9 protein-coding genes and 1 tRNA gene are annotated in these 12,338 nt (G+C 39.3%); 4 read left to right on the forward strand and 6 right to left on the reverse strand.

What is annotated here, in order from left to right; translation table 11 throughout:
- From atpD to K1X82_12850, 3 genes are all read left to right on the forward strand, one after another.
- Positions 1–1,273: F0F1 ATP synthase subunit beta (gene atpD, locus K1X82_12840; protein MBX7182992.1), on the forward strand; the 1,273-nt coding region annotated here is incomplete at its 5' end.
- An 8-nt stretch (positions 1,274–1,281) separates the two neighbouring features.
- A complete protein-coding gene (locus K1X82_12845; GenBank protein MBX7182993.1) occupies positions 1,282–1,518 on the forward strand; it encodes a F0F1 ATP synthase subunit epsilon in 237 nt (78 codons plus the stop codon).
- Positions 1,519–1,560: 42 nt separating this feature from the next.
- A tRNA-Arg gene (locus tag K1X82_12850) sits at positions 1,561–1,634 on the forward strand.
- A 457-nt stretch (positions 1,635–2,091) separates the two neighbouring features.
- Here the strand turns inward: K1X82_12850 and K1X82_12855 are convergent.
- On the reverse strand, positions 2,092–3,579 hold the full coding sequence (locus K1X82_12855; GenBank protein ID MBX7182994.1) for a hypothetical protein: 1,488 nt from the start codon (positions 3,577–3,579) through the stop codon (positions 2,092–2,094).
- Between the two features lie 148 nt (positions 3,580–3,727).
- Here K1X82_12855 and K1X82_12860 point away from each other — a divergent pair, with 148 nt between their 5' ends.
- Positions 3,728–5,035 carry a hypothetical protein gene (locus tag K1X82_12860; protein MBX7182995.1) on the forward strand — a complete coding sequence of 436 codons (1,308 nt, stop codon included), beginning with the start codon at positions 3,728–3,730 and terminating at the stop codon, positions 5,033–5,035.
- Between the two features lie 767 nt (positions 5,036–5,802).
- Here the strand turns inward: K1X82_12860 and K1X82_12865 are convergent.
- The 5 genes from K1X82_12865 to K1X82_12885 form a co-directional block, all read right to left on the reverse strand.
- Entirely contained in the window at positions 5,803–6,087 is a 285-nt protein-coding gene (locus K1X82_12865; GenBank protein MBX7182996.1) for a hypothetical protein, read from the reverse strand.
- A 187-nt stretch (positions 6,088–6,274) separates the two neighbouring features.
- Entirely contained in the window at positions 6,275–7,606 is a 1,332-nt protein-coding gene (locus tag K1X82_12870; GenBank protein ID MBX7182997.1) for a TolC family protein, read from the reverse strand.
- Complete coding sequence (locus tag K1X82_12875; GenBank protein MBX7182998.1) at positions 7,599–10,697, reverse strand: efflux RND transporter permease subunit; 3,099 nt, start codon at positions 10,695–10,697, stop codon at positions 7,599–7,601. Before K1X82_12875 ends, K1X82_12870 begins: the two co-directional genes overlap by 8 nt.
- A 12-nt stretch (positions 10,698–10,709) precedes the next feature.
- Positions 10,710–11,786: an efflux RND transporter periplasmic adaptor subunit gene (locus K1X82_12880; protein ID MBX7182999.1), complete on the reverse strand. Its 1,077-nt coding sequence runs from the start codon at positions 11,784–11,786 to the stop codon at positions 10,710–10,712.
- Positions 11,787–11,915: 129 nt separating this feature from the next.
- Positions 11,916–12,338: lysine--tRNA ligase (locus K1X82_12885; GenBank protein MBX7183000.1), on the reverse strand; the 423-nt coding region annotated here is incomplete at its 5' end.

Raw genomic sequence — 12,338 nt, forward strand, 5'->3', positions numbered from 1 at the left:
TTCAATACGTATGCCAATTGGCGACAAAGTAAAAGGTCGTTTATTTAATGTAATTGGAGAGGCTATTGATGGAATTAATAGTGTTTCCAATGAAGGTGGATATACTATTCACCGCACACCACCTAAGTTTGAAGAATTATCTACATCAGCGGAGGTTCTTTTTACAGGTATCAAAGTAATTGACTTGTTAGAGCCTTATGCCAAAGGTGGTAAAATTGGATTGTTTGGTGGAGCCGGTGTTGGTAAAACCGTATTGATCATGGAATTGATTAATAATATCGCGAAAGGTTATGCAGGTCTTTCTGTATTTGCCGGTGTGGGTGAGCGTACGCGTGAAGGGAACGATTTGTTGAGAGAGATGATTGAATCGGGCGTTATCAAGTATGGTGATGCATTTAAACATTCGATGGAAGAAGGTGGATGGGATTTGAGCAAAGTGGATTTGGAAGAGTTGGCAAAATCTCAGGCTACCTTGGTGTTTGGACAAATGAACGAACCTCCAGGGGCTCGTGCACGTGTGGCCTTGTCTGGTTTGACTATGGCGGAATATTTCCGTGATGGTGATGAGCAAAGTGGAGGACGTGATATTCTTTTCTTCATTGATAATATCTTCCGTTTTACTCAAGCTGGTTCTGAGGTATCTGCGTTATTAGGTCGTATGCCATCAGCGGTAGGTTACCAACCAACCCTTGCCACTGAGATGGGTTTGATGCAAGAGCGTATTACTTCTACCAAACGTGGTTCTATTACCTCTGTACAAGCGGTTTATGTGCCTGCGGATGACTTAACTGACCCTGCACCTGCTACTACCTTTGCCCACTTAGATGCTACAACGGTATTAAGTCGTAAAATTGCAGAGTTGGGAATTTATCCTGCTGTGGATCCATTGGATTCTACTTCTAGGATTTTATCTCCTGCGGTACTTGGTGATAAGCACTATAATACTGCTCAAAGGGTGAAACAAATTCTACAACGTTACAAAGAACTTCAAGATATTATTGCCATTCTAGGTATGGATGAGTTGTCTGAAGAAGATAAATTGGTGGTACACAGAGCACGTCGTGTTCAACGTTTCTTGTCACAACCATTCCACGTAGCGGAACAATTTACCGGTCTTAAAGGTGTTTTTGTTGATATTGAAGATACCATTAAAGGTTTCAATATGATTATGGATGGCGAGGTAGATCAATATCCTGAAGCAGCATTTAACTTGGTAGGTTCAATTGAAGATGCCATTGAAAAAGGTAAAAAACTATTGGCTGAAGCTAAATAATTAACTTCATGTACATCGAAATCGTAACTCCGGACTCTGAGCTTTATGCAGGAGAAATTAATGTGGTTCAATTACCGGGTTCAGAAGGTTCTTTTGAATTGATGAACATGCACGCACCTATTGTAGCAACCCTTACTAAAGGTAAAATTAAGGTAGTTGACGGAAGCAATAACACTAAATTCTTCGAAGTAAATGGAGGGGTTGTGGAAATGAATAAAAATAAAGTTATTGTATTAGCAGAATAATTGTATTTTTGCCCTCCTTTTCAAAAAAGGTACAATATAGTTGGTTCCGTAGCTCAATTGGATAGAGCATCTGACTACGGATCAGAAGGTTTGGGGTTCGAATCCCTACGGGACCACTCAGGGAAAGCACGCTACTTTTGGCGTGCTTTTTTTTTGTATCTTTCTCTAAATCCCCTCCAATACAAAGCCAAGCTTGCTAATTTAGACAGTTTGGGTGTTCGATAGTTGTTTTTTGAGAAAATAGATTTTTCGGGTAAAGTCGAAGTTTGCTGGTAAAGATCTTATTAGCATTTTTACAACATAAACCCTTTACTCCCTATATTCACCATTGGTTATATTTTCTAAGGAATTTTCCTTATTAAATAACCCTGAAGTTATTCCAACGCAAACTAACTATATGGTCCGCACAACAGTTTGGTTAGCACCCGGGTTAGGGATTGCAGTGGAAATCCTTTTTGTCGAGGTTACGAGCAAAAAGATTGGAACGTAAAGCCCGACCCGTAGGGGAACCCCCAACTTTTCAAAAATAGACTAGTGCTTATTTTTAATATAAGTTGCCATAAAGAATGAGTTTTATTCTGGTTCTTTCTGTGTATGGGCAAGGTAACGCTTAAGCCAGCGCAACAGAAATACTTTTTGAGGATGAAGTTCTTTAAGCCTTTGACGATTAATTTGACGCTCGAAAAGCTGGGTTTGTCTTTCATCTGACTTTTGGCTGAAGTAGGCTATACTTTCCTTTAATAGTTGCTTTATGGAGGTGTCGTGAAACAGGGCTTCCTGGAGAATGGTATGGCTAATCAATATCTCGGCCCTTTGCCAACTTTGGTGTATTATGCACCATTTTAGTTCCAATAACAATGCCTCACCCAGGAATACACGATTGCCTTGTTGTTCTAACAAAACAATATCGGAAAGTAACTGTTGGTAAAGGTCGTCAGGACTTTTTTCTTGCACCTGTATACCAAAATCGAGGTAAACCTGTAAGTAGACCATCCACACGGGATTGAAGGCGTTATGTGTATTGTTGGCAGCCTGGAATTGAGACAACTTGCGACCATATTCCAGTGCATCTTTGGGTTGTTCTGCTGCAAGTGCTCCCCGAATGGCATTGATATAGGTTGTTTCATTGACCAATCCTAGCTGAGACTTGCTATTGCCCGGTTCTTGCAATAATTGCTTGTAAGTTTCGTAAGAGGATTTGAAATGGCAGGTATTATAGAGGTAAAAAGCTCTGATTTCCAACAAATGATAACGCTGACTATACTCGTAATTGACCCGGAAGTTGAACAAGGGCATTTCAGGATGAAGGTTGTGAAGCTTCCAAACCGAATTCATATGTCGGCCCACAATATTCATAGCATGCACGTATTCTCGGCTGCCTAGTTTGTAATAGGCGGAAGCAAATTCATAACAATATCTGAATCGTGGGTAGGAAGGATGTTTGAGGGCAAACCGTTTTAATTCGTTTAAATGGACTATTGCCGCCTTCATACCCATGCTGAAGTTGACTTCATATACCTTACGGGCCCTATTTAAACATTGCAGCAGATCGGTATGAAGGTTTAATGAGAGGTTGTATTGTTGATGGAGGTCTTGGTTTTTATCTAAGCGGTTAAAGGTTTGATTGGCAAATATTAAGCTATCAATGGCCTCTGGTAAGAGCTCAAACAGGTTGAGGTTCCAAAGGCGATTGACCAAGTTTTCAAGTTTCGCATAGGTTTTGGTGACCTGTCCCTCCCGAATGCGACGTTGCATGGTTTTTAGCTCAATTTCATAGCGGTGGAAAAGGCTTTGGGAGGCCTGATCAAAGGATTGCATGTTGAGGTAATCCAATAATTTTTTGCGTATCTTATAGTAGCGGTTTTCCAAGACCGAATAAGGCTGGGTTTGTTCCGGATATAAAAATGAAACAACATCCCGGTTAAAGAAACTCTCGTTTGTACAGGCTTCTAAAAAGTCAAGCAGGCGTAGGGGAAGCGTTTGACCATTCAGTGACTTTCGAATGTTCAATTGTTCGGTTGGGTTTAGTTGCCGGTAGGTATGCAATAGCTGTTTATTCATGTTTTATGAACTCATAAAAAATTTAAATATACCTTGATTATTAATATGTTTAAAATTTTTGATGTATTATACTGTATTCAGTTAATAAAGGTATACAAATTTATATGAAAGGGCTTGTCCTTACTTTTGTGATCAAATTAATTTCAACATGAAAAACGCAACAAATTTTATTTTTCAAAAGACCTTTCTAGCCTTGGTTTGTTTGGCTTTGGTTTTTACCTCTTGTAAAAAGGACGGGGATTCGACCGATTCAAAAAAGTATGTTTTAGTAATTGAGAATGGTGCACAAGGTCTTACCTTAGGCTCAGGGGTAAGCTTTTCGGCAGTTTTGGTAGGAACGGATGGACAGGTGGTAGTTCCACCTTCGGTTTCCTGGTCGAGCAGTGTAGCCGAGGCGGGTAGCTTTACCGGAAGCACGTTTGTTAGTGCCAGTGCAACTACTACGATTATTACAGCCACTGCCAGTTATGAAGGACAAACGTATACGGCATCGGTTCCGGTGGGTATTCATGAATCAGCTTCCTTATTCACGGTTGTACCTTCCGCCATAGTGTGGTCAACCAATTCCGGGTCTATTCAATTGGAAACCATTTATTTTGGAACTTCTGCTGCAAGTTATTCCTTCACAAGCAGCAACTCGGGAGTAGCAAGCGTAGATGCCAATGGTTTGGTAAGTTTTACAGGAACCGGTAATTGCGCCATAACTGTTAACGCAAGCATTGGTGGACAATCATCGCAGTTTGTAGTTCCGGTATTGGTAGTTGGGGACCCCGGGGTAGATTTGCCTGTTTCCCGAATCGAATTGACTCCATCATCCGGGGCCATGTTTCGTAATGAAACCCTTCAGTTTTCAGCAAAAGCATTTAATAGCAGCAATTCAGACGTTACCTCCAGTACAACTTTCGAATGGAGTGTTGTACCTGCCGAAGATGAGGAAGGAAACCAAGAGCCAATTCCTGTAAGTATTGATCAAACAGGATTAGTTAGCTCTACCGGTGCAGTTGGACATGCATATGTTCGGGTTAAATCAAAAGGGGTAACTGCCTCGGCTGAAATTGCTGTTTATCCTGATACGGTGGTAATGGTTAGTCCTTTCCATGCTGATTTTGGTGGTTTTACGGTGGATCCATTTACCGGAAACATAACCCAGAATCCAACGAGTGGTTCGTTTACAGCCACAACCTATAAAGTAGATCGAGTAGCTTTTCGAAATGGTTCGTCCAATTATTTAGTGAATATAGGCAATTTGCCAGGGTTAAAGTGGGAATTGCCTCTGACCGGTATTCCAATTATTGATCAACAATTAAATATTGTGAGTATTTCCAATCCCAACTCTGCAACAACAACAATCTCTTCGAATGGAGGGGCTTCTGCAGGGGCAACCTTTGTAATGGCTTACTATCCTAATCAATTAACCATTGAACCTGGAGTTGTTGCAATAACCGTTATGCCATAACACTAAATTTCTTTATTCAAAAAGATGGAGGGCGTTTGTCTTCCATCTTTTTTGTTTTACGGACTATTCTAATGGATCATGTAATTTTGAGTTGTTGGAAAATGTCAATAAAACAAACGGCTTTCTTTTTAAATTCTTTGTATGCGGGCCCCCTTCGCCCAACTAATTTTTAGCGTAATCTAAAACAAACTGCATGGGCGTTCGGGTCACGCTATCGGCTGTAGTCCTCGTCCCCCTAGGCTAGCGCCGTCGGTGTCCTGTGGGCTACTTGCCTCTATCGTTGCCCGATGCGCAACCCATACAGGTGGTCTCTAACCCAAATTACACCTGTACCTATTATACCAATGATTTTTGAGAATTAGTCCAATACTATTTTGAATTTAGATAAGGTGTTTGAAACATTCAAACTAGTTAAGTTTTTGTAAATCAATCTGTTTTTTTAATCATGTAACAGATGCTCCACAAAATGCTTGAGTAGGAGTACCTACAACAAAATAAAGTAGATCGGATTTGCTATCCTCGTATAGATTATTAGGAATTAAAAATGATTTTAAAAATGGAAAAGGTGGTCAATCTTTTTAAATATATAAAATAGCAGAGGAAGTTGAAGATTGACCAACCTTTGGGTTTTCTAGGGGTTTTAGGATTTATTTCTTGGAGGTTTGTTTTCTGGGTCTGGGTGGTAGGCCTGGAAAACCAATGCTTAGTTTTAGGTTTTTCATTGTAATTAGCTTTAGGGAGATTTTATATGACCTTGTTTTTTGAATTTAATCCCATGTAACGGTATGATTAAAGAAATATTGGTCCAAACGAATGGTTGTACAATTCTCCTTTCTTTTAGATTTCACAGTCAATTCGGTAAAATCGTAATGGATAACAATTCCAGGTCGAAACGTATCGATTCCTCCCCAGATAATCCTATCAGTAATCTTTTGGTTCTTCCAAACCCGACGGCTTATTTTTCTTTTTGACCTGAAATAATCAAAAGGATAAAACACGACCACGTAAACCTTCTCTTCATTTCTATTGGTATAGGTAGCCGTGCTTGCCATCTGAACTTATTTTTCTGATGGTAAACATCCTCAAATTGAAGATTGAGTGTTTGGTAAAAAAAAATCAATTGTCGCATTAAAAATTCGCAGTTGGAATTTTTAATTAATTGATTGTGATTTATTTAATAGGGTGAAATGTGCTAAAAAAAACTTGTTGTTAAGCCCGAAATTTAACATGAATTCCTACTTATTGAAGCAAAGTCCCACTAATTTGTTTTAATTCCGTTTCTGCCAGTTTGGATAAATACTGGGCATTAACCAACCTTGAATTTGCATCAATAAAGGATCTTTCCACATCTTTCAACTCCAAAAGAGTAGAACTTCCGGCTTTGAAACGTTCTCTTGCAACCATTACAGATTCCTTGGCAACCTGCAAGTTGGCTTCTTCCATTTCCAGAACACTTAAGGCATAACTAAACTTTCGAAAAGCCATAATTATTGAAGATTCAGTCTGATTCTGTAATTCCTCCATTTCAAGCTTAATACCATTCAGACCTAATTGGGCCGTATGTATTTTCCGCCTTAAATTTAGACCATCAAAAACATTCCAACTTAAATTTAATCCGGCAGTCAATCCAAGGTTTTGATTGTATTGGATAATGCTTGCCTGGTTGGTTGACCTGGAATAGGTGTATCCTGCCGAACCAATAAGTTTTGGATAATATCCTGAACGGATTTCTTTTAAGCTTAATTCAGAGATCAGGCGATACTGTCTTAAATTGGTTAAACCTGAATTGTTTTGAATGGCATCTGTTTTTAAATTCTCCAGCACAAAGTCCTTTTTTAATTGGATACCTGTTTCTACTTCCAGAGCGGTTTCCGGTTTCCGGCCTAACAAAACGTTTAATTGGGTTTTGGCATTTTCTATGGCCAATAATTGATTTAACCGGGCAGACTTCTGTTCATTTAGGTCAACTGTTGTTTGAAGGAATTCCATTTTGGAGGCAGTACCAATTTCCCACTTGTTTTTTGCCAATTCCATTCTTTCTTTTAGCAATACCAGGGTGGTATCAATAACACGAAGCATTTCTTGTTGTTTGACAATTTCAAGGTAAGAGCTAATTACTTTTCCGACTACATTTTCCATTTGCTGCCTTAGTTCTGTTTCACTTAGAACTTTGGTAGCTTTTAGTTTATCATAAGTAATAAACATTTTGAATCCATCGAATAAAGTCCAATTTAAACTTACTCCGGCACTGGTATTGGTAGATTGAGCCCCCTTTCTGTTTATTTCATTACCGGTGCTCAGCTTTTGTTGGGTATTGTTTAAAGCAAAGTTTTCTCCGGCACCGATAGAAACCACAGGCAACATTCCGGCATTTCCAATGGTTGATTCATTTTGTGCAATGTCCACTTTATTACGCGAAATTTGAACAGAGAAATTGCTTTTTAAAGCTTCTTCAATGGCCGATTGCATGCTTATTCGTTCTTGTCCTTTAACGGAGAAAGTCCAGAGGCAACAAGCGATTACCCAAATGAATCGGAACAAAACAAAACTTCGAGTCACTAGTTTAGGCATGCTCAATAGGTTTGGTTTCAATGTCTTCATCTTCCTGTGGCTTGAATTCTTTGCTCATATAGGAATACATGGCAGGAATTACATATAAGGTTAAAATAAGAGAAAGTAATACACCTCCGGTTACCACTATTCCCATTCCGGTTCTGCTTTTTGAGCCTGAACCTAAAGCCAATGCGATAGGTAAAGCACCCAAAGCAGTGGCGATACTTGTCATTAAGATAGGCCTCAATCTGGCAACAGCCGCTTCCATAATTGCCTCTGCTTTGGATTTGCCCTTTTCTTTTAATTGATTGGCAAACTCTACAATTAATATTCCATTTTTGGTGACCAAACCAATAAGCATAATCATTCCAATTTGGCTGAATATATTGTTGGTTTGATTGAAATACCAAAGTGAAAACAAGGCACTACCAAATGCCAATGGGACTGTAAACATGATTACCAATGGATCAATGAAACTTTCAAACTGTGCTGCTAATACAAGATAAATTAAAACCAATGCCAACAATAATGCAAAAAGTACATTGGATGAACTTTCGGCAAAATCTCTGGATGGACCGGTTAAGGCAGTTGAAAAACTATCGTCTAAAACCTTCTTTTTGATTTCATCCATCACTTTTATTCCTTCCCCAATGGTTTTGCCAGGAGCTAAACCTGCACTAATGGTGGCGCTTTGGTAACGGTTGTAATGGTACAATTGAGGAGGACTACTGCTTTCCATAGCCATTACCAGATTATCCAATTGTATTGATTCACCTTTTGAGTTCTTTACGTATAACGATTTTAGATCAATTGGTTCGTCTCGGTTTGCTCTATCTACCTGACCGATTACTTGGTACTGCTTCCCATTCATTGTGAAATAAGAAAAGCGTTGTCCGCTAAAGGCCAATTGCATAGTTTGTGCAATTTCACCAACTGAAACACCCAATGATTTTGCCTTTTCACGGTTTATGGTAATGGTTAATTCTGGACGGTTGAATTTTAGATTGACATCAAAACCTTGAAAAGTTGGATGCTTGCTAACTTCTTCCATAAACAAGGGGATCACTTGTTGTAATTTCTCAAAATTGGGTGCTTGTAAAACATATTGGACAGGAAGTGAGCCCCTGGGGCCTCCTCCAGCCGAAATCGTTTGTTCCTGAATAACAAATACTTTGGCTTCCGGAAAGTTTTTGGCTTGGCTGCTCATGTAATCTGCTATTTGTTGTTGACTTCGCTTTCTGTTTTCGGGGTCAACAAATTTCAGTCTTACAAATCCGGTATTAACAGCACCCGAACCGGCAAATCCGGGAGCAGTTACGGTAAGAAGTAAATCTTTTTCAGGGATTGAATCTGCAATAAAATCGGTAAGTCGGAGCAGGAAATTATCGGTGTATTCATACGAAGCACCTTCCGGAGCGGTTATGGAAAGCCTTACCCAGCTTCTATCCTCTAAGGGTGCAAGTTCGGCAGGTAAACTTTTGAATGAAAAATAGCCAATTCCTAAAATTCCCAAAAGGATGATAATTGCCATCCATCGAATCTGCATAAAGCTTTTTAATGAATTCCGATAAGTATCGTTCATCCATTGAAAAAATGGCTCAGTTAGTTCATAAAACCGACTTTTCTTATCGTTTTTACGAATTAATCTGGCATTTAACATCGGGGTCAATGTCAGGGAAACAAAAGCTGAAATCAAAACTGCGGAGGCGATTACCATTCCAAATTCTTGAAACAGTTTTCCAACAAAACCTTGCATAAATACGATGGGAAGAAACACTGCTGCAAGGGTAATGGATGTAGAAATTACGGCAAAAAAGATTTCATTCGATCCTAAAATGGCCGCCTGAATAGGTTTATAGCCTTGCTCAATTTTTTTGAAAATATTTTCAGTAACCACAATGCCATCATCTACCACAAGTCCGGTAGCCAATACAATCGCCAATAAGGTTAACACATTAATGGAAAATCCTAGAATGTACATGATGAAAAAGGTTCCTATCAAAGAAACCGGAATGTCTATCAATGGTCGGAAGGCAATAAGCCAATCTCTGAAAAATAAATAAATGATGATAATTACCAACACCAATGCGATAGCCAAGGTTTCTTGAACTTCCTCAATTGACTTTAAAATAAATCGGGTGTTATCCAACGCAATTCCAAAACTGTAATCCTTGGGTAGGTCACGTTGAATGGCGTCATACCGTTTATAAAATTCAGTAGCAATGTCGATGTAATTTGCCCCGGGTTGTGGTACTAATGCCAGACCTATCATCGGAATTCCGGATTGCCTTAAGATGGTTTCTTCGTTTTCCGGTCCTAGTTTAGCATAACCTACATCCCTAAGTCTGATAACCTTACCACCTTGGTCAAGAATAATAAGGTTGTTAAATTGTTCTTCATCTTTAAGTTTTCCGGCAGCCTTCACGGTCATTTCTGTAAAGTCACCTGCAATTTTTCCGGTTGGAAGTTCAACATTTTCTTTATCCAATGCGGTTTTAATATCCAGGGGTGTAAGTTTATAAGCAGATAACTTTTTGGGGTCAATCCATATGCGCATGGCATATTTTTTTTGTCCCCAAATTTGTACATTGGAAACTCCCGGAATGGTTTGTAAGCGTTGGGCAATTACATTTTCAGCGTAATCACTAACTTCAAGAATATCTCTCGTATTGCTTTGCAAAACCATAGACACGATAGCATCTGCGTTGGCATCGGATTTTGTAACCGTAGGCATTCCATCTATATCCTGAGGTAATTGCCTCAAGGTTTGTGAAACCTTGTCTCTAACATCATTGGCCGCTGCTTCCATATTAATGCTGAGATCAAATTCAACCGTAATAATACTTGAGCCTTGATTGGACGAAGAAGAAATAGAACGAATACCTTCAATCCCATTGATAGCTTTTTCAAGGGGTTCAGTAATTTGAGATTCGATAATATCAGCGTTAGCTCCGGCATAGTTGGTTCTTACGGTTATTACCGGTGGATCAACAGATGGGTATTCCCTTACTCCAAGGTAGGTATAGCCGATTGCTCCGAACAAAACAATCAGGATATTCATCACTAAGGCCAAAACGGGTCTTCGAATGCTGATTTCGGAAATACTCATAGCCCTGACTTCTTAGTTTTTGGATGAAGTAAATTTAAGTTTACTACCGGGCTTTACTGATAATAATCCCGATACAATAATGGTATCGCCTAAGGATACACCTGAAAGGATCTGTACCTTTTTGTCGTTTCTAAAACCTGTTTCTACCTTGCTTTCCTGGGCAATTCCATTTTTGGATAAAAAGACCTTTTGCCCTTTTAATATCGGAATGATGGCTTGGGTTGGAACCATTACTGCACTCGAGCTTTGTTTTAAGGGAAGCTGAATTTCTGCAAACCCTCCCGGAATAAGTCTTCCTCCCGGATTGTTAGCCAATGCTCTAACCTGAATAGTTCGGGTGTTTTCATCAATTTTTGGATTAATAACTTGAACTTTGGCTGAATAGGGCTGTTTTTCACCATCGAGGTTAAAATGAATGGTTTGCCCAATTTTAATAAGGTGGGAATATTTTTCAGGAATAGAAAAGTCGATTTTTAAGGGATCTGTTTGGACCAAAGTCGCAATAGGTGTTGCAGAATTGACAACAGCGCCCAAGCTAATATTCTTTATTCCAATGCTTCCGGAAAAGGGCGCTTTGATTTCTGTTTTTGCTATTTGACTCTCGGTAAGCAGGATGTCGGCTTGGCAGGTAGCCAGTTGGTTTACTGCTGCATCGTATTCTTCCTGACTAATTCCAGAAACGGCTAAGAGCTTTTTTCTTCGTTCAACATTTTCTGAAATTAATTTCTCTTGTAGTCTTAATTTTTTCAAATTGGCTTGTAAATCGGCGTCATTGATTTTTACGAGCAATTGACCTTGACTTACTTTGCTGCCTTCTGTAAAACCAATTTTTACAACCCTACCTGGTATTTCAGGCAATAGTTCAACTTGTTCATTGGCAACCAAACTCCCTGAAATATAAACTTCGTTACTTAAGGTGTCGGGTTGGACAACAAAACCTGTCACCAAAACCGGTGCATCCTTGTTGGGGCCGCCCGGACCTGCACCAGGCCCACCCGGTCCTTGTTCCTTGGTTAGAAACTTTATTTTAATGAATGCCAGCAATCCAACAAGAACTGCCAGAATGAGAAAGATTCGAAGGTTTTTCATAAAATCAACACCTGTCCGTTTGTTCCGGACAATAATAATCAGATACGAAGTAAGGCAATATTTGAAATGTATTAACCTTAACTCCTTAGTTGATCTGTCTTTAAAGAGTTATTTAACAAGAATTAGGGACTACTCAGCCTTTTCAGGTCGCATTTGTGGGAAAAACAAAACTTCCTGTATCGTGCTGTTGTTGGTTAGCATCATGGTTAACCGATCAATTCCGATACCCAATCCGGAGGTTGGAGGCATTCCATATTCCAAAGCTCGCAAAAAGTCATGGTCAATAAACATTGCTTCTTCGTCGCCACGTTCGCTCAATCGCAATTGTTCTTCAAATCGTTCACGTTGGTCAATTGGGTCGTTCAATTCCGAATAGGCATTGGCTACTTCTTTTCCATTAATCATTAATTCAAACCTTTCTACCAATCCTGCCTTGCTCCGGTGTTTTTTAGTTAAAGGAGACATTTCAACCGGGTAATCCATAATAAAGGTAGGTTGAATAAAATGCTTTTCACATTTTTCGCTAAATATTTCATCCACCAGTTTGCCTTT

The organism is Bacteroidia bacterium, assembly GCA_019695265.1.
In the GTDB taxonomy this organism is placed as follows: domain Bacteria; phylum Bacteroidota; class Bacteroidia; order JAIBAJ01; family JAIBAJ01; genus JAIBAJ01.

Coding starts and splice junctions, on each gene's coding strand:
- K1X82_12875 (MBX7182998.1), bottom strand. CDS start 10,697: ATGAGTATTTCCGAAATCAGCATTCGAAGACCCGTTTTGGCCTTAGTG.
- K1X82_12870 (MBX7182997.1), bottom strand. CDS start 7,606: ATGCCTAAACTAGTGACTCGAAGTTTTGTTTTGTTCCGATTCATTTGG.
- K1X82_12860 (MBX7182995.1), top strand. CDS start 3,728: ATGAAAAACGCAACAAATTTTATTTTTCAAAAGACCTTTCTAGCCTTG.
- K1X82_12865 (MBX7182996.1), bottom strand. CDS start 6,087: ATGGCAAGCACGGCTACCTATACCAATAGAAATGAAGAGAAGGTTTAC.
- K1X82_12880 (MBX7182999.1), bottom strand. CDS start 11,786: ATGAAAAACCTTCGAATCTTTCTCATTCTGGCAGTTCTTGTTGGATTG.
- K1X82_12845 (MBX7182993.1), top strand. CDS start 1,282: ATGTACATCGAAATCGTAACTCCGGACTCTGAGCTTTATGCAGGAGAA.
- K1X82_12855 (MBX7182994.1), bottom strand. CDS start 3,579: ATGAATAAACAGCTATTGCATACCTACCGGCAACTAAACCCAACCGAA.